The following is an 18,809-nucleotide window of genomic DNA, read 5'->3' on the forward strand; positions in this document are numbered from 1 at the left end:
AGTTTATTTATGATTTTAGATTACAAAGGAATATCTGTTTTTTACACTGATGAAGGGAGTGGAATACCTGTAGTTTTGTTACATGGATTTTTGGAAAATACAAGCATGTGGAAAAAAACAATACCACATATCTCAAAAAATAATCGTGTAATTTCCATAGATCTTCTTGGCCATGGACAAACAGGCTGTATGGGATATCTTCATACCATGGAGGATAAGGCTGACATGGTTAAAACCGTTTTGGATCATTTAAAAATTAATAAAGCAATTCTGATTGGTCATTCAATGGGTGGTTATGTCGCTTTAGCATTTGCTGAACTTTTTCCTAAAATAGTTTTAGGAATTTGTTTGGCAAACTCAACTTCTCAAGCAGATAGTAATGAACGAAAACTAAATAGAAATAGAGCCATAAAAGCAGTCAAGCAGAATCACAAGGCTTTTGTGAGCATGGCGGTTACCAATTTATTCGCTGAAAGTAACCGAGATAAATTTAAAGATGATATTGAGCTTGTAAAACAAGAAGCTTTAAAAACACCTCTTCAAGGAATTATTGCCGCTCTTGAAGGTATGAAGATTAGAAAAAATAGGGAACATATTCTAAAAAATGCCCATTTTAAAAAATTACTCATCATAGGTCTTAAAGACACTGTTATTCAGGCTGATACCCTAGTAATAGAAGCGAAATCGACAAATACAGATTTAATAGAATTAAAAGGCGGACATATGAGCCATATAGAAAATGAAAGTTTATTCCTACGTAATATCGTGCATTTCATCGAAAATTTATAGCTTTTGTCGATTTTATAATAAAAAATCCTAGATTTATTTCCCCAAATCACTTGAATTATGAAAACAACTACACAAAAAACTGCAATCTTACCAAAGTTATACTGCAATGTTTTTGGTCATGATTATGAAGTTACTCGAAAGGTAACACATCATGTTAAGGAGTATACCTGTTCTCATTGCAAAAAACAACTAACAACAAATAGCAATGGCAACCTAACTGAACTAACTCCAAAATATCGTGAAATTAATAGTATACTAGAGCGCATGTACACACAGCGTATTATGCGTTTACAAAACAGAGCGTATTCAAATCAGAATTTGAGAATGCCTGCCTAGTCATTAAAACTTTTCCAGCCTTGAGCTTTTAGGGGGATTCGTGTTTCTGCGCGAGTTACCAAATGTGCTCCTGCTTGAGCCTCTTTCATAAATCCAATAACACTAAAATTTGGATTAGCTTTAATTTTAGGATAATCTTCTTGACTAATTGTAAACAGCAGCTCATAATCTTCACCACCATTCAAAGCCACAGTAGTACTGTCGATGTTAAACTCTTCACAAGTTGAAATAACTTGAGGGTCTAAAGGAATTTTATTTTCATACAAATCACAACCAACTCCACTCTGTTTACAGATATGCAAAATTTCAGACGATAAGCCATCGCTGATATCAATCATAGCAGAAGGTTTTAAATCTAAATCTTTAAACAGAGTAATAATATCTTTTCTAGCTTCCGGTTTTAATTGTCTTTCAATAATATAAGTATAAGCATCTAAATCTGGTTGATTATTAGGGTTAACCTTAAAGACTTCTTTCTCGCGCTCTAAAACCTGAAGCCCCATATAAGCTGCTCCCAAGTCTCCCGATACAACTAACAAATCATTTGGTTTAGCTCCATTTCTTAACACCTCTGCATTTTGAGAAACCTCACCAATTGCCGTAACCGAAATAATTAATCCTGAAGTAGAAGATGTAGTGTCTCCTCCAACAACATCTACATTATAAATTTTGGAAGCCAAAGCAATACCTTCGTACAATTCCTCTAAAGCCTCTAAAGGAAACCTACTGCTAACTGCAATTGAAACCGTAACTTGAGTAGCTTGGGCGTTCATGGCGTAAATATCAGATAAATTCACTATTATAGCTTTATATCCCAAATGTTTTAAAGGCATGTAACTCAAATCAAAATGTACACCTTCAACTAATAAATCTGTTGATATAACAGTATTTTTCTTTCCAAAATTTAAAATGGTGGCATCATCACCAATACCTTTTATAGTTGACTGTTGTTTTGTGTCAAATTGTTTCGTTAAATGGTCTATTAAACCAAATTCACCAAGTTCGCTTAATGGTGTACGTTGTTGATTTTTATCTTCTATCATTTTGCAAAAATAAAAAGCTTAATCTAAAAAAGTAGGATATTTTATAATTAAACTGTTTAGTTATATAAATTACAGAGTATTAAACAAAAACAAGCCTAAAAAGCTGACTTTTAACATTAAACCATTAGATTTTGTCGATTATTCTGTTAATTTTGTCAAGCTTAATAATTGCCCTAAAACCATGTTAGCTATAAAAAAAATTACATTTCTATTATTTTTCCTTTTTACATTTAATTTTAGCCATTCTCAAATAACACCATGTATTGGCGGTGTTGCAAATGTTAGCGGTGGTGAATCGTTTTCATGTAACGACTACGATTTATTATCTAACATTCCCATTTCAGTACTTGCCAATGCACAAGGAAATCCTGAAGGTAGTGACATTTGGGGTTGGACAGACCCTTTGAATGGCAATGAATATGCCATTTTCGCGACAACAAATAGCACGGCCTTTATTGATGTTACAGACCCTATAAATCCTGTTTTTTTAGGCAGAATTGATACCGAAACAACCACAAGCTTTTGGCGTGATGTTAAAGTATATAATAATCATGCCTTTATTGTGGCAGATAATGTAGGTGCACATGGTATGCAAGTTTTTGATTTAACCAATTTAAGAAACGTAAGCAATCCGCCTCAAACTTTTACGAATTACACACTGTATTCTGGAGTTGGAAGTTGCCACAATGTTGTAATTAATGAATCTGAATCTTATGCGTATTTAGTGGGCTGTGATGAATTTAGTGGCGGACTGGTTTTTATTGATATTTCAAATCCATCTAATCCAGTTTCTGAAGGTGGTTATGCCGATCGCGGTTATACTCACGACGCACAGGTTGTGACTTATAACGGCCCTGACACATCACCAGACCCTAACACGACTTCTGTCCCTAGTTATGTGGGAAGAGAAATTTTAGTAGCAAGCAACGGCACCTTCTCCAGCAATGACAAGCTTGTTTTTATTGATGTAACCGACAAAGCTAATCCGGTTGTGATTTCAGAAGTAGCATATTCCAATCCAGGGTATGCACATCAAGGATGGTTTACTGATGATCATCGCTATTTTATTATGGGAGATGAAACTGATGAGCAATCGTACGGCATGAATACAAGAACTTTAGTTTTTGATGTTCAAGATTTAGACAACCCAACATTATCATCAACCTATTTTGGCCCATCTATGGCAATTGATCATAACGGATATGTAAAAGGAGATAAATTTTATTTAGCCAATTACAGAGCTGGTATGCGAGTATTGGATATCACCAATATTTCAGCAGCAAGTAACTCTATGACCGAAGTTGGCTATTTTGACACCTATCCAGAAAATGATAATACAGCTTATGATGGCGCTTGGAGTATTTATCCATACTTCAATAGCGGAAACATTATTATTGGCGATATAAATCGTGGGTTATTTATAGTGAGAAAAAGCGGCACATTATCGCAACCCGAGTTTGTTAAAAATGATGATTTTTTAATAACTCCTAATCCAACCGAAACTAATACTAAAATTGTTGCAAACGGAAGTTTATTTATTGAAACTGTTGAAATTTTCAATATTTTAGGAGAAAAGCTTTTTAACGCCAACAATATAAACCAAAAAACATTCGTTTTACCAATCCACAACTATGCTAAAGGCATGTATTTGGTAAATATAAATTCAAGTAACACAAAAAAAATATTGCTAAAGTAAAGTGTAATGAAAACCTTATTTAAAACCTTTCTATTATTATCATTATCAATTGTTTTTGTCCAGTCGTGTGAAGACGAGCCTGTAGACCCAGTAATAGTTGTTGATTCTGATAACGATGGTGTCCCAGACGGAATCGATAACTGTCCTAACATTTCTAATCCTAATCAGGAAGATTCTGACAGTGATGGAATTGGTGACATTTGCGACCCTACAAATGATACAGATTCCGATAATGATGGGGTTGCAAACGATGTAGATAACTGTCCAAATATTCCAAATCCAGACCAATTGGATAGCGATAATGATGGTATCGGAGATGCCTGTCAAAACAATCCCGGTTTAACTCCACTATACCCTTGTGAGAATGGCATGGCAGGTCCTTACCCTTGTGACGGTTATGATTTAATGGGTTATCTTCCTGTTTCAGTACTAGCAAATAATATGGGAAATCCTGAAGGCAGTGACATTTGGGGATGGACAGACCCAACAACAGGAAAGGAATACGCATTGGTAGCCATGACTAATAGTACTGCATTTGTTGATGTTACCGACCCAACCAACCCAATATTCTTAGGGCGTCTTGACACTGCTACAAGTACAAGCTTTTGGAGAGATGTAAAAGTTTATGACAACTACGCTTTTATTGTGGCCGATAATGTAGGCGCACACGGTATGCAAGTTTTTGATTTAACTCGACTACGAAATGTTGCCAATCCACCAGAAAACTTCACTTCTGATGCACATTATACAGGGTTTGGAAGTGCACACAATATTGTAATAAATGAAAATTCGGGATATGCCTATGCCGTTGGAACCAGTAGAGGTGGCACTTATGGTGGCGGACCTTTATTTATTAACATTCAAAACCCATTAAATCCACAAGATGAAGGCGGCTTTTTTGGCTATGCCCACGATGCTCAAGTTGTAACTTATAATGGGCCCGATTCAGATTACTCTGGTCGTGAAATTTTGATAGGAAGTAATGAAAACGAAGTTGTTATAGCCGATATAACTGATAAAGGAAATCCAGTTACCATTTCAACCATCGATTATAACAATATAGGTTATGTACACCAAGGTTGGTTTACCGAAGACATGAAATACTTTATACTAGGTGATGAAACTGATGAAATGGGCTTTGGCAACAATACCCGAACAATTGTTTTTGATTTTTCTGATTTAGATAACCCATCTTTTAAAATGGATTATTTTGGGCCAACATCTGCAATTGACCATAATGGCTACGTTAAAGGAAACATCTATTATCAAGCCAGTTATGCTGCAGGGTTAAGAATAATTGACATTTCAGGAATAAACAGCAATACCATGACTGAAACTGGTTATTTTGACACGCATCCTGAAAACAACAATACAAGTTTTAATGGAGCATGGAGCGTTTATCCCTATTTCGCGAGTGGTAACATAATTGTTAGCGATATTGAAAGGGGTTTATTTATAGTTCGACCAAGTAATTAAAAGATTGTGCTATGAGACTTAAAATTTTAGTTTCAGCTATACTGCTGTTGTTTTTATTGGCATGTTCAAGTGACGATTCAACATCAGATAATAACTCATCTGGCGATACAACTTGCAACAATGGTTTTGCTGGTATTTACCCTTGTAATAATTACGATTTATTAGCACATATTCCTCTAAATATTTTAGCAGGAAATGGAGCAAGAGGCAATGATTCCTGGGGATGGACAGATCCTTCAACAGGTAAAGAGTATGCTTTAGTGTGTACTAACAGAGCCACGTCATTTGTTGATATTTCCAATCCAAGAAACCCCATTTTTTTAGGCTCTATTAACACCCAAACTGTTGATAGTCCCTGGAGAGATGTAAAAGTTTATAATAATCATGCTTTTATTGTTAGTGAGGCCGAGAACCATGGTATGCAAATTTTTGATTTAACAAGATTGAGAAACGTCACCAATCCACCACAATCATTTACACCAGATGCCCACTATTCTGGGTTTGGTAGCGCCCATAATATTGTAATAAATGAAATCTCTGGATATGCTTATGCCGTAGGTTCCAATACATTTTTTGGTGGTCCTCATTTTGTGAATATTCAAAACCCTTTAAACCCTATTGGCGAAGGAGGTTTTTCAGGCTATTCTCATGATGCTCAAGTCATAACGTATAACGGACCAGATTCAGATTATTCTGGTCGTGAAATTTTAATTGGTAGCAACGAAAATGAAATTGTTTTAGTTGATGTAACAGACAAAACTAATCCTACTCAAATTTCAACAATCGGTTATTCCAATATTGGTTACACACATCAAGGTTGGTTTTCTTCAGATTTAAAATACTTTATTGTTGGTGACGAATTAGATGAAATAAACTATGGCAACAACACAAGAACTTTAGTATTTGATTTTAGCGATTTGGACAATCCTAGTTTTCATACCGAAATTATTGGCAACTCACCAGCGATAGACCATAACGGTTATGTTAAAAATGATATTTATTATTTAGCAAACTACACAGCTGGAGTTACGTTTTATGATATAACCAACATTGAAAACAATTCGGTAAGTATCTTAGGTTATTTTGACACTCACCCTGAATCTAATGCAACTGATTTTAATGGCGCTTGGAATGTTTATCCATACTTCGAAAGTGGAAATATTATAATAAGTGATATAAACAGAGGGTTATTTATAATTAGAAAAAGTGGAACTTAATGAAATTACGCTCGCCATACAACATATTGGGTGTTTTAGTGTGCCTGTTCACATTGAGTTGTTCTTCTGATGATGATACTACTGGAGGCACGACACCAACGCCTGAACCTCAACTTGAATTAGCAAAAGTTTACGGCGGAACAAAAAATGACCGAGGTCATTCTATAACTAAAACTTCAGACGGAGGTTATGTTATTTTAGGTTATTCACAAAGTGCCGATGGCGACATCACTGACAAAGACAATGAAAGTTTTGATTACTGGGTTTTAAAATTTAACGGTAACCATGAACTTCAATGGTCAAAAACTTATGGTGGTTCTGATGATGACAGAGGCAATGCCATAATACAAACTCAAGATGACGGCTATGTTATTTTGGGTTATTCCTCAAGTAGTGATGGTGATGTGACTGAAAATGCTGGGGCTCAAGATTATTGGATTACAAAACTTGATGCTAACGGAAATTTAGTTTGGCAAAAATCCTATGGATACTCTGGCTCCGATATTGGAAATACTATTCTTCAAACTAATGATGGCGGTTATTTTATTACTGGCGTTTTAGACGTAACAGCTTCTGGAGGAGAAGGCAACACACGTAATGCCAACCAACGCCATGCTGGTGGAGATTATTGGGCTATTAAACTTAATGCGAATGGTAATCGTGAATGGAGTAAATATTATGGTGGTAGTTTTACAGACACCCCATTTGACGCTATTCAAACAGCAGACAATGGCTATATAATAGTTGGGTCATCAGACAGTGATGATGTAGATATTCAAAACAATATTGGAACCTACGATTTTTGGGTTATTAAAATATCCGAAACTGGCACGCTAGTTTGGGAAAAATCGTTTGGAGGAACTGAAATTGATGAAGCTCGTGGTATAGTTGAATCTGGAGATGGCAATTATTTAATAGCTGGAGATACTAGAAGTAATGACGTTAACGTTTCAAACAATAAAGGTGCTGCAGATTTATGGTTAATTAAAATAAGCCCTGAAGGAAATCTAATTTGGGAAAAAACTTATGGAGGCAGCAGCTTTGATGTTGCGCGTTCCATTCAAAAATCAAACAATAACAGCTTCATTATATCAGGTAGTTCAAGAAGCGCAGATGGCGATGTTGAAGAAAATAAGGGTCAAAATGATGCTTGGATTGTGTTAGTGGATAGTTCCGGAAATTTAATGTTTCAAAAAACGGTTGGGGGCACCCAAATTGACTTTTGTTACGATGCCACGATTTTAGATAACAACACTATTATTGCTGTTGGAGAATCCAACAGTTCTGATGGAGATATAGAAGAAAATAAAGGGTTTTCGGACTTATTAATAATAAAAACAAAATGAAAAAAATCTTAACCATTATTGCTGTTTCTTTCGCCTTTTTAGCATGTAGCGAAGATAATGATGATAATATTATACCCGCTCCATCGCAAGTCAATGTTAGCTTTAATTTCACTCACAATTGGGACAATACTCTCATAAACAGTTCTAATTTAACAACCGAAATTGTTACCAACGAGCATGGTGAAGAAATGAGTATGGCACGTATTCGCTATTTGGTGTCACGTTTAGAACTTACGCATTCCAATGGTCAAACATATTTGTTTGATGGATATAAATTTACCGATTTGTCTGATGAAACCACGTACAATTTTACACCAGAAAACAATACAATTCCAACCGGAACCTATACCTTAAAATTCATTTGGGGTTTTAATGAAACTGACAATGTTGATGGTGCTTATGCAGATTTAAATAGTGCCTCTTGGAACTGGCCTGCAATGCTTGGTGGTGGCTATCATTTTTTACAATTTGATGGTATGTATAACGTAAATACAACTGCGCCTGCGCCTTTCAATTACCATAACGGTACTGCAAGAGTAAGCACAGGCGTATTTGAACAAAATTACGCGATAATAGATTTATCTACAGAAATTGTTATATCAAACAATGCTGTTATTGAAGTAAAAATGAATATTGCTGAATTCTTTAAAAACCCAAACACATGGGATTTAAATGTTTTAGATACACCTTTAATGCCTAATTATACAGCACAAAAAATGATGCAAGAAAATGTGTCAACTGTTTTTTCTGTTGGCACAGTAACACAATAATTTATTTTGAATGGTTTTTTAAAATATGGAGTTTTAGTACTTTTTATGGCAACGGTTTTCAACTGTAGCGATAACAAGACTGACGATGGCGATTATGTTAGTCAACCAACACCTGCACCTCTAAATATTCCCCAAATATTCTCTGAAAACATTCTAGATCCTGTAATACCAATAGATAATCCACAAACTATAGAAGGTATTGCTTTGGGCAAAAAACTATTTTTTGACCCTTTACTATCTGGCAACCAAACACAATCTTGTGCAGATTGCCATAGTCCACAAAATGCCTTTACAGATAACACGAGGTTTAGCGAGGGTATTGACGGTATTTTTGGGAATAGAAACTCCATGCCACTATTTAATTTAGCCTGGAACTATGATGAAAAATTCTTTTGGGATGGACGTGTCTTCAGTTTAGAACATCAAGCTTTAGAACCTGTAACAAACCCGATTGAAATGCACAATACTTGGGAGGTTGTTGTTGACAGATTAACCCAACATCCAGAATATCCTAATATGTTTAGTAATGCGTTCGGGAATGGCCCTATCACCAGAGAAAAAGTAACAAAGGCTATTGCCCAATTTGAACGCACGCTCATTTCTGCGAATTCTAAATTTGATAGATATTTATTGGGTGAAGCACAGCTTACCCCTCAAGAGCTAAACGGATTCAATGTGTTTATGGATGAAGAAAGAGGCGACTGCTTTCATTGTCATGGTAATCCAAACAATCCCTTATGGACAGATAATATTTTCCATAATAATGGCTTAGATGCCACATTTTCAGATTTAGGACTGGGAGAAGTAACAGGAGACCCAGCTGATAATGGTAAATTCAAGTCTCCTTCATTAAGAAATTTAGCGTATTCTGCTCCTTATATGCATGACGGAAGGTTCAATACCCTAGAGGAGGTTATTAACCACTATAGTGAGGGGCTACAAAACTCACCAACAATAGATCCGTTAATGAAAAAAGTTGATGAAGGTGGCGTAAATCTATCCGATCAAGATAAGGCCGATTTAAAAGCATTTCTGCTAGCGCTTTCAGACCCATCTTTTATTAATAATCCTGACTTTCAAAATTAATAGTAAAAAGCTATTAAACCATATATTAATATAATGTTAGGTTATATGGTAATCCATGACTTATATTGTATATTTGCACTCTATTTAGACAAAATCTAATTAAAGAATATGATAAAAGTTTCAGAAACAGCTAAAAAGAAAGTCATAGAGTTAATGACTGAAGATGGCTATAATTCAGCTACCGACTTTGTACGTGTTGGAGTTAAAAGTGGTGGTTGTTCTGGTTTATCCTATGATTTGAAATTTGATAATCAACAACAAGACGAAGACAAGGTTTTTGAGGATAATGGTATCAAAATAATAGTGGACAAAAAAAGCTTCTTGTATCTTATTGGCACAACTCTTGAATATTCTGGCGGCTTAAATGGTTCAGGTTTTGTTTTTAATAACCCAAATGCCAATCGCACTTGCGGTTGTGGAGAATCTTTTTCACTCTAATTTCAAAACATGAGTAAATATACTGAAGACGACTTAAGGGAGGAACTAAAAACCAAAGAATACGAATATGGTTTTTACACTGATATAGAATCAGACACATTTCCTGTTGGCTTAAATGAAGATATTGTAAAGGCTATTTCAAAGAAAAAAGAAGAGCCAGAATGGATGACAGAATGGCGCCTTCAAGCTTTTAAAGTTTGGAAAGATATGGCTGAACCCAATTGGGCTAATGTACATTACGAAAAGCCTGATTTTCAGGCTATTTCATATTATTCGGCACCAAACAGTAAGCCTAAATATGATAGTTTAGATGAAGTAGACCCAGAGTTGTTGGCTACGTTTGATAAACTTGGAATATCTCTTGACGAGCAAAAAAAGCTAGCCGGAGTTGCCATGGATGTTGTTGTCGACTCGGTTTCGGTGGCGACTACTTTTAAAAAGACTTTAGCTGAAAAGGGCATCATTTTCATGAGTATTTCGGAGGCTATAAAAGAGCATCCAGAATTGGTGAAAAAATATATTGGAACCGTTGTACCGCAAAAGGACAATTTCTATGCAGCGCTTAATTCAGCCGTGTTTAGTGATGGTTCATTCTGCTACATCCCAAAGGGTGTAAAATGCCCAATGGAGCTATCAACTTATTTTAGAATTAATCAAGCTGGTACTGGTCAGTTTGAAAGAACCTTGGTAATTGCAGACGAAGGTAGTTATGTTTCCTATTTAGAAGGCTGTACAGCACCAAGTCGTGATGAAAATCAATTGCACGCTGCCGTAGTTGAATTAATAGCTTTGGATGATGCTGAAATAAAATATTCAACTGTTCAAAATTGGTATCCTGGAAATGCCGAAGGCAAAGGTGGTGTTTACAATTTTGTAACCAAACGTGGACTTTGTGAGAAAAATGCCAAAATATCTTGGACACAGGTAGAAACAGGTTCTGCGGTTACATGGAAATACCCAAGTTGTGTACTTAAAGGCGATAATTCTGTAGGAGAGTTTTACTCCATTGCTGTAACCAATAATTATCAGCAAGCAGATACTGGCACAAAAATGATTCATCTTGGGAAAAATACCAAGTCAACTATTATTTCAAAAGGTATTTCTGCCGGTAAATCCCAAAACAGCTATCGTGGATTGGTTCAAGTTAGTTCAAGAGCTGAGAATGCTCGTAATTTTTCACAATGCGATAGTTTACTTATGGGTAATGAATGTGGTGCGCACACCTTCCCATACATTGAAGCAAAAAATAAAACAGCTAAAATTGAACACGAAGCCACAACCAGTAAAATAGGTGAAGACCAAATATTTTATTGTAACCAACGTGGTATCGATACCGAAAAAGCAATCGCATTAATAGTTAATGGTTTTAGTAAGGAAGTTTTAAATAAGCTCCCCATGGAATTTGCTGTTGAAGCTCAAAAATTATTGGAAATAAGTTTAGAAGGATCGGTCGGATAAAAATTATAAAAATGAAAAAATTAGCATTATTACTTTTAAGTCTAATCGTATTAATTAGTTGTAAAAACGACAAAAAAACTGAAGAAACAAAACCTATTGATGTTGACAGTCCCAATCGTACTGAAAAACAAAGCGATGGTTTAACCTTATTAAAAGGTGAGTTTGTGTATTATGCAGATGCTGCTGTTTTGCAAACGCATAGAGAAGTTTATGCTGTTATAATTGATGATAAAATGCATGAATTGGACAAACTAGCCCAACAATACAAAAATGAAGCTACCGATTACGTAACCGTTTCTATTCGTGGTAAAATTACACCTAAACCTACAGACGAAGAAGGCTGGCCTTACCGTGTAGCAATTAAAGAAATATTAAATGTGACAGCCTCTAACCCGGAGGCCAATAATGTTGTTAAATTGGAATCTAAATAAACTATGTTAAAGATAAATAACTTACACGCAAGTGTAGAAGATAAAAATATACTAAAAGGTATTAACCTAGAAGTTAAGCCTGGAGAGGTACATGCAATCATGGGACCAAATGGTTCAGGAAAAAGCACATTAGCTTCTGTTATTGCAGGTAAAGAAGAATATGAAGTTCAGGAAGGGGAAATTCTTTTAGAAAATGAAAATATCGATGATTTAGCAGCTGAAGAACGTGCTCATAAAGGCGTGTTTCTTTCGTTTCAATACCCTGTTGAAATTCCGGGAGTGTCTGTTACCAATTTTATGAAAACAGCCATTAACGAAACACGTAAGGCTAAAGGCTTGGAAGAAATGCCAGCCAATGAAATGCTTAAGTTGATTCGTGAAAAATCTGAATTACTTGAAATTGATAGAAAATTTTTATCGCGTTCGCTGAATGAAGGCTTTTCTGGTGGTGAAAAAAAACGTAATGAAATTTTCCAAATGGCTATGTTAGAACCTAAACTAGCTATTTTAGATGAAACCGATTCTGGATTGGATATCGACGCCTTAAGAATTGTCGCTAATGGTGTTAATAAACTAAAAAGCAAAGACAATGCTGTTATAGTTATAACACACTACCAAAGACTACTTGACTATATCGTTCCAGATTATGTGCATGTTTTATACAATGGTCGTATAGTTAAATCAGGCGGTAAAGAATTGGCACATGAGCTAGAAGAAAAAGGCTACGATTGGATTAAAGAAGAAATAAACGCGTAAGCATTATCAAATGGATTTAAAAGAGAAGTTAGTATCCTCATTCATGGCTTTTGAGAATCAAATCGATATAGATTCTCCAGTGCATGATGTAAGAAGCGAAGCTATAAAAACATTTGAACAGGAGGGGTTCCCTACAAAAAAACAAGAGGCTTGGAAATATACGTCGCTAAAATCTATTATAAATCAAGATTATAGTGTTTTTCCTAAACAAGAAAATGCTTTAGAATATCGTGACATTAAAAAATATTTTATTCATGATATAGACAGTTATAAAATTGTCTTTATAGATGGTAAATACTCGTCACATTTATCACAAACCACCCATGAAGGTTTTGATGTTTGTTTAATGTCTGCTGCTTTAAACAAACCAAAATATAGGTTAGTAATTGAAAATTATTTTAATAAAGCTGCAACTAAAGATAGTTTGTCATCGTTAAATACAGCTTTTGCAAGCGAAGGTGCTTTTATTCATATTAAGAAAAATAAGTTGGTTGAAAAGCCCATTCAAATTTTACATTTTAGCTCTGGAGACGAATCGGCATTAATGCTACAACCACGTAATTTGGTAGTTGTTGATGAAAATGCCCATGTACAAATAATTGAACGCCATCAAAGCTTAACAGACAATCCTGTGTTAACCAATAGTGTTACGGAGATTTTCGCCAATAAGCGTGCTATTATAGACTACTATAAAGTGCAGAATGATAGAGAAACGGCTTCATTAATTGATAATACCTTTATAAGTCAAAAACAAGAAAGTCATTGTTCTGTTCACACCTTCTCGTTTGGTGGTAAATTAACGCGAAACAATTTGAATTTTTTCCAAAATGGAGAACGTATAGATTCTACGCTTAAAGGTGTTACCATTATAGGAAACAAGCAACATGTTGATCACAATACCTTGGTTCACCATATAGAGCCAAATTGTGAAAGCCATCAAGATTATAAAGGTATTTTTGGAGATAATGCCACGGGTGTTTTCAATGGTCGCGTTATTGTAAACAAAGAAGCACAAAAAACGAATGCTTTTCAGTCTAACAATAATATTTTAATTAGCGATAAAGCGTCTATTAACACCAAACCTCAACTGGAAATTTTTGCAGATGACGTAAAATGTTCTCACGGTTGTACCATTGGTCAATTAGATGAAAGCGCCATGTTCTACATGCGTTCTCGAGGTATTCCAGAAAAAGAAGCCAAAGCGTTGTTAATGTATGCTTTTAGTAACAATGTATTGAGTTCGGTAAAAATTCCTGAAATAAAACAACGTATTACTAAAATTATAGCCAATAAATTGGGCGTTAATATTGGATTTGATTTGTAGTTCATGCTAGACGCTAAAACCATACGCAAAGATTTTCCTATACTTTCAAGAGAGGTAAATGGTAAGCCACTGGTCTATTTAGACAACGCTGCAACTTCTCAAACTCCGCAGCAAGTTATTGATTGTATTGTTGATTATTATTCCAATTATAATGCCAATATTCATAGAGGCGTTCATACATTAAGCCAAGAAGCTACTGACAAATACGAAACAGCCAGACAAACCATACAAAAACACTTCAATGCCCAAAAGGCACATGAAATTATTTTTACTTCTGGTACAACACATGGTATAAATTTGGTTGCCAATGGATTTTCCTCTTTATTGCAAAAAGGTGATGACGTTATAGTTTCAGCATTAGAACACCACAGCAATATTGTACCTTGGCAAATGCTCTGCGAACACACTGGAGCTTCTTTGAAAGTCATTCCTATGAATGAGCAAGGAGAGCTCGTAATGAATGAATTCGACAATATTCTTTCTTCTAAAACGAAATTGGTTTTTGTCAATCATATTTCTAATGCTTTAGGAACTATAAACCCTATTGAAGACATTATACAAAAAGCGCATAAGTTTGGTGCAGCGGTTTTAGTTGACGGTGCACAAGCCTGTCCGCATATAAAACCAGACGTTCAAGCTTTAGATGTTGATTTTTATGTAACTTCTGCCCATAAAATGTGTGGCCCAACTGGAGTTGGTATATTGTACGGAAAAGAAGTTTGGCTCAACAAATTGCCACCTTATCAAGGTGGTGGTGAAATGATTGCTGAAGTGACATTTGAAAAAACGACATATGCCGATTTGCCTCATAAATTTGAAGCTGGAACGCCTAACATTTGTGGCGGTATTGCATTTGGTGCTGCAATAGATTACATGAACCAACTTGGCTTTGACAATATTGCTACGTACGAGCATGACTTACTGGTTTATGCTACTGAAAAACTTCAAGAGATTGAAGGCTTAAAAATTTACGGCACATCAAAACACAAAACCTCTGTAATCTCTTTTAATCTTGAGAGTATTCACCCGTATGATGTGGGAACCATTTTAGATAAAATGGGTATTGCTGTTCGCACAGGCCACCATTGTGCCCAACCTATTATGGACTACTTTAAAATTCCAGGAACGGTTAGAGCTTCTTTTGCATTTTATAACACCATCTCTGAAGTTGATGCTTTAGTCGAAGGTGTCAAAAAAGCCAAAATGATGCTGTCTTAATCCTAACTTTTTGATTATCAAAATTCTAACACCCTTCGGGTGTTTTTTTGGCTTTAAACTGAAAATGTATTTCATCGAAAAAATCATTATTTTTTTATCAATTACGTTAATTTTTTCTTAAATAATTTTATATTCGGCAAGATTTTAAACCAAATTATACATTATTATGAAAAAAACACTCTTTAGTATGGCTGCTCTGGCTTTGCTATTTGCATCATGTAACGATGATCAAGAAACTATTCAAAACAATGACCAATCAAAAATTGACATGAGCGATTTCTATGTCTATACAGACGCAGATATTGATGAACCAGCTCGTATGGCAGAAGGAAAATCAAAAGCTTGTTATTCAATGGTTAATTTGAATAGAATGCTAAACGAAAATCCAGATTTAGAACAAAACATGTTCGACATTGAGTACAATACCCGTAAGTTTATTGCTGGCAAAAAAGGCGGTAACGGTAATGGAAATGGCAATGGTGGAAATGGTGGTGACGGTGGCGATGGCGGAACCGGTGGTGATAACCTTGGTGTAATTGACATACCTGTTTATGTTCATGTTATCTACAGTAATTCTAATGAGAATATTAGTGATAATCAAATCAACTCTCAAATGAACGTGCTAAACGATGATTTTAGAGCAACCAATAACGATGCCAATCAAGTTCCTTCAGAATTTGCAAGTCTTGTAGCCGATAGTGAAATAACATTTTCTTTAGCAGGCGTTTTTAGACACTCAAACTCAAGAACATCTTGGGGCACCAATGATGCTATGAAAGCGGCCTATCCTCCAATTACGCCAAGCACCCATTTAAATATTTGGGTTTGTAATATTGGCGGTGGTATTTTAGGATACGCGCAATTCCCAGGTGGACCAAGTTCAACAGATGGTGTTGTAATTTCACCTCAATACTTTGGAACAACAGGTTATGTTTCAGCTCCTTTTGATGAAGGTAGAACCGCTACTCACGAAGTGGGTCACTACTTAAACTTACGTCACATATGGGGTGATGGCAGATGCCGTCAAGATGATTTTGTATCTGACACACCTGCTTCAGATGGCCCAAATTACGGATGCCCATCATATCCAACTGTAAATTGTCGATCAAACGACATGACTATGAACTATATGGATTATACTAATGATGCATGCATGTACATGTTCTCTGAAGGTCAAAAAACTAGAATGCGCTCAATTTTTGCTTCAGGTGGACCTAGAAGTGCTATGGCAAACTAAAGACTCCACACATAAAATTTTAAAAGACGCCAACTTTGGCGTCTTTTTTGTATTATTATATATATTGTTCTTTAAATATTAATTATGAAACTAATAACACTACTTTTTTTATTTATATCAATGGCCTCATGTGGTAATTCTAAAACTGTTGCAGCAGCTGATAAACAATCTCCAAAAACTCTTGACGGCGAATTTTCAATCCATCAAATTAATGGGTCAAAAACATCGCTAACAGACTTGACTGTTAGTTTTAATGATAGCTTAAAAACCATTGCCGGTTACTCTGGATGCAATCGTTTTTCAGGAACCTATGAAACAACTGGTAACACTCTAAAAATTGGGCCATTGGCTTCTACAAAAATGGCTTGTACTCCAGATAGAAATACTGTTGAGACTCAATTTTTAAACCTGTTGAATGAAATTAATACCTATGAATATTTAGATGGGGAATTAATTTTAAAAACAGGTAACAAAACAGCTATAACTGCTTTAGTCAAGGAATATGATATAATCATTACCTATCAAGCCGCTACGAGGGGCTTCTTCGAAAAAATTTGGATAAACCAAAGATCAATAAATTTTTCAAATGACTACAATCTAAATATATCCCAACAAGTTAATTGTCCTTCAAAAGAATGGGATGAATTAATCAAATTAGTAAAAGAAATTGATATTTCAACATTACCAGATCTTGAAGCTCCTTCAAAAACCAATCAGTATGATGCTGCAGCTGGAGCTACATTAGAAATAGGACTTCAGGGAAACGTGTATAAAACAGCTGTTTTTGACCATGGTAATCCGCCAAAATCAATAGAGCAAATTGTAAATAAGGTTTTATCTATGAAGAAGTTGGTTGAGAAACAATAGATATCCGTATTTTTGTACAAAATTTAGACCATGACAATTGAAGAGATTCAAAACGAGATAATTGATGAGTTTTCTATGTTTGATGATTGGGAAGAACGTTACCAATACATGATTGATTTAGGAAAAACATTACCGCTTATTGAAGACCAGTACAAAACAGAAGAAAACATTATAAAGGGCTGTCAAAGTAAGGTTTGGGTTCACGCTGACATACAGGATAACAAAGTTGTTTTTACGGCAGATAGCGATGCTATTATCACCAAAGGCATTATAGCTATTCTTATACGCGTATTCTCAAACCAATCACCAAAAGCTATTATTGAAGCCGACACCGATTTTATTGATCAAATTGGGCTTAAAGAACATTTATCACCAACACGTGCCAATGGCTTAGTGAGCATGATAAAACAACTAAAAATGTATGCCATTGCATACCAAACACAATTACAATAATCATGAGTGAAACTATAGACACTACAGAATTAGGCGAAAAAATTGTAAAGGTTTTAAAAACTATTTTCGACCCAGAAATACCAGTAGACATTTATGAATTAGGTCTTATTTATGACGTGTTCGTCAATGAGGATTACGATGTAAAAATATTAATGACCTTAACCACACCTAATTGTCCTGTGGCCGAAACATTACCATTGGAAGTAGAAGAAAAAGTAAAATCTTTAGATGCCGTAAAATCTGCTGAAGTTGAAATCACCTTTGACCCACCTTGGAGTCAGGATTTAATGAGTGAAGAAGCCAAGTTAGAATTGGGAATGCTTTAAAAATTATGTCAGACGAAATTATTAATCGCGTAGCGAACAGTAAATTAGTAACTCTAGATTTAGAAGATTACTACCCAAGTGGCGAACGCGTTTTATTTGATATTTCCAATTGGCTTTATGAAGGTATTGTCTTACGTGAAATCGATTTTAGAACTCATGTCAAAAATTATGATTGGTCGCCATACCAAAATAAATATGTAGCCGTTTACTGTTCAACAGATGCTATTATTCCGGCTTGGGCTTATATGTTGATATCCATTGCACTTCAACCGTATTCCAAGCTAACGGTTGTAGGCAATTTAGAAACTTTAGAAACTGTAATTTACCAAGACATTATAAACCACTTGGATATGTCTGATTTTAAAGACAAACCTGTTATCATTAAAGGCTGTTCTAAAAAACCTGTTCCTTTAAATGCTTATAATATGATTTCAAGTAAGTTAAAACCTATTGCCAAATCTGTAATGTTTGGAGAAGCCTGCTCTAATGTTCCTTTATTTAAAAGAAAATAGTATTTTTACACCGTTATTAATCTAATTATA

General features: G+C 35.1%; 20 protein-coding genes. 19 read left to right on the forward strand and 1 reads right to left on the reverse strand.

Going from position 1 to position 18,809, the window contains the following annotated elements; translation table 11 throughout:
• The first annotated feature begins 9 nt into the window (after window positions 1–9).
• Together MTX13_RS05290 and MTX13_RS05295 are read left to right on the forward strand one after the other, a co-directional pair.
• The gene (locus tag MTX13_RS05290; protein WP_250433337.1) at window positions 10–789 is read left to right on the forward strand and encodes an alpha/beta fold hydrolase; all 780 of its coding nucleotides are present in this window, start codon (window positions 10–12) and stop codon (window positions 787–789) included.
• 57 nt (window positions 790–846) lie between these two features.
• Window positions 847–1,125, forward strand: coding sequence for a hypothetical protein (locus MTX13_RS05295; RefSeq protein ID WP_250433338.1), 279 nt, complete (start codon window positions 847–849; stop codon window positions 1,123–1,125).
• Here MTX13_RS05295 and thiL read toward each other — a convergent pair.
• Window positions 1,122–2,168: a thiamine-phosphate kinase gene (gene thiL / locus MTX13_RS05300; RefSeq protein WP_250433339.1), complete on the reverse strand. Its 1,047-nt coding sequence runs from the start codon at window positions 2,166–2,168 to the stop codon at window positions 1,122–1,124. The genes MTX13_RS05295 and thiL overlap by 4 nt on opposite strands.
• Before the next feature lie 181 nt (window positions 2,169–2,349).
• Here thiL and MTX13_RS05305 point away from each other — a divergent pair, with 181 nt between their 5' ends.
• The 17 genes from MTX13_RS05305 (at window position 2,350) to MTX13_RS05385 (ending at window position 18,779) form a co-directional block, all read left to right on the forward strand.
• The gene (locus tag MTX13_RS05305; RefSeq protein WP_250433340.1) at window positions 2,350–3,864 is read left to right on the forward strand and encodes a choice-of-anchor B family protein; all 1,515 of its coding nucleotides are present in this window, start codon (window positions 2,350–2,352) and stop codon (window positions 3,862–3,864) included.
• Window positions 3,865–3,870: 6 nt separating this feature from the next.
• Window positions 3,871–5,340 (forward strand): choice-of-anchor B family protein, encoded by a 1,470-nt coding sequence (locus tag MTX13_RS05310; RefSeq protein WP_250433341.1) that lies wholly within the window; start codon window positions 3,871–3,873, stop codon window positions 5,338–5,340.
• Window positions 5,341–5,351: 11 nt separating this feature from the next.
• Window positions 5,352–6,557, forward strand: a complete 1,206-nt coding sequence (locus tag MTX13_RS05315) for a choice-of-anchor B family protein (protein WP_250433342.1) — start codon at window positions 5,352–5,354, stop codon at window positions 6,555–6,557.
• Complete coding sequence (locus tag MTX13_RS05320; RefSeq protein ID WP_250433343.1) at window positions 6,557–7,903, forward strand: hypothetical protein; 1,347 nt, start codon at window positions 6,557–6,559, stop codon at window positions 7,901–7,903. Before MTX13_RS05315 ends, MTX13_RS05320 begins: the two co-directional genes overlap by 1 nt.
• Entirely contained in the window at window positions 7,900–8,673 is a 774-nt protein-coding gene (locus MTX13_RS05325; RefSeq protein ID WP_250433344.1) for an MbnP family protein, read from the forward strand. Before MTX13_RS05320 ends, MTX13_RS05325 begins: the two co-directional genes overlap by 4 nt.
• A gap of 45 nt (window positions 8,674–8,718) precedes the next feature.
• Window positions 8,719–9,759 (forward strand): cytochrome-c peroxidase, encoded by a 1,041-nt coding sequence (locus MTX13_RS05330; protein ID WP_250433345.1) that lies wholly within the window; start codon window positions 8,719–8,721, stop codon window positions 9,757–9,759.
• A gap of 108 nt (window positions 9,760–9,867) precedes the next feature.
• On the forward strand, window positions 9,868–10,197 hold the full coding sequence (locus MTX13_RS05335) for a HesB/IscA family protein (protein WP_250433346.1): 330 nt from the start codon (window positions 9,868–9,870) through the stop codon (window positions 10,195–10,197).
• A 9-nt stretch (window positions 10,198–10,206) separates the two neighbouring features.
• Window positions 10,207–11,655: a Fe-S cluster assembly protein SufB gene (sufB, locus tag MTX13_RS05340; RefSeq protein WP_250433347.1), complete on the forward strand. Its 1,449-nt coding sequence runs from the start codon at window positions 10,207–10,209 to the stop codon at window positions 11,653–11,655.
• Between the two features lie 11 nt (window positions 11,656–11,666).
• Window positions 11,667–12,086 (forward strand): hypothetical protein, encoded by a 420-nt coding sequence (locus MTX13_RS05345; protein WP_250433348.1) that lies wholly within the window; start codon window positions 11,667–11,669, stop codon window positions 12,084–12,086.
• A gap of 3 nt (window positions 12,087–12,089) precedes the next feature.
• Window positions 12,090–12,842, forward strand: a complete 753-nt coding sequence (sufC, locus tag MTX13_RS05350; RefSeq protein ID WP_250433349.1) for a Fe-S cluster assembly ATPase SufC — start codon at window positions 12,090–12,092, stop codon at window positions 12,840–12,842.
• A 10-nt stretch (window positions 12,843–12,852) separates the two neighbouring features.
• Window positions 12,853–14,166 carry a Fe-S cluster assembly protein SufD gene (gene sufD, locus MTX13_RS05355; protein WP_250433350.1) on the forward strand — a complete coding sequence of 438 codons (1,314 nt, stop codon included), beginning with the start codon at window positions 12,853–12,855 and terminating at the stop codon, window positions 14,164–14,166.
• A gap of 3 nt (window positions 14,167–14,169) precedes the next feature.
• Window positions 14,170–15,384 (forward strand): aminotransferase class V-fold PLP-dependent enzyme, encoded by a 1,215-nt coding sequence (locus MTX13_RS05360; protein ID WP_250433351.1) that lies wholly within the window; start codon window positions 14,170–14,172, stop codon window positions 15,382–15,384.
• A 166-nt stretch (window positions 15,385–15,550) separates the two neighbouring features.
• Window positions 15,551–16,621, forward strand: a complete 1,071-nt coding sequence (locus tag MTX13_RS05365) for a zinc metalloprotease (protein WP_250433352.1) — start codon at window positions 15,551–15,553, stop codon at window positions 16,619–16,621.
• A gap of 84 nt (window positions 16,622–16,705) precedes the next feature.
• Window positions 16,706–17,488, forward strand: coding sequence for an META domain-containing protein (locus MTX13_RS05370; protein WP_250433353.1), 783 nt, complete (start codon window positions 16,706–16,708; stop codon window positions 17,486–17,488).
• 30 nt (window positions 17,489–17,518) lie between these two features.
• Window positions 17,519–17,941 (forward strand): SufE family protein, encoded by a 423-nt coding sequence (locus MTX13_RS05375; protein WP_250433354.1) that lies wholly within the window; start codon window positions 17,519–17,521, stop codon window positions 17,939–17,941.
• A gap of 2 nt (window positions 17,942–17,943) precedes the next feature.
• Entirely contained in the window at window positions 17,944–18,267 is a 324-nt protein-coding gene (locus MTX13_RS05380) for a DUF59 domain-containing protein (RefSeq protein ID WP_223032543.1), read from the forward strand.
• Between the two features lie 5 nt (window positions 18,268–18,272).
• Window positions 18,273–18,779: a DUF2480 family protein gene (locus MTX13_RS05385; protein WP_250433355.1), complete on the forward strand. Its 507-nt coding sequence runs from the start codon at window positions 18,273–18,275 to the stop codon at window positions 18,777–18,779.
• Window positions 18,780–18,809 lie beyond the last annotated feature (30 nt).

The organism is Hanstruepera flava, from assembly GCF_023634025.1.
GTDB classification, from domain to species: Bacteria; Bacteroidota; Bacteroidia; order Flavobacteriales; family Flavobacteriaceae; genus Hanstruepera; species Hanstruepera flava.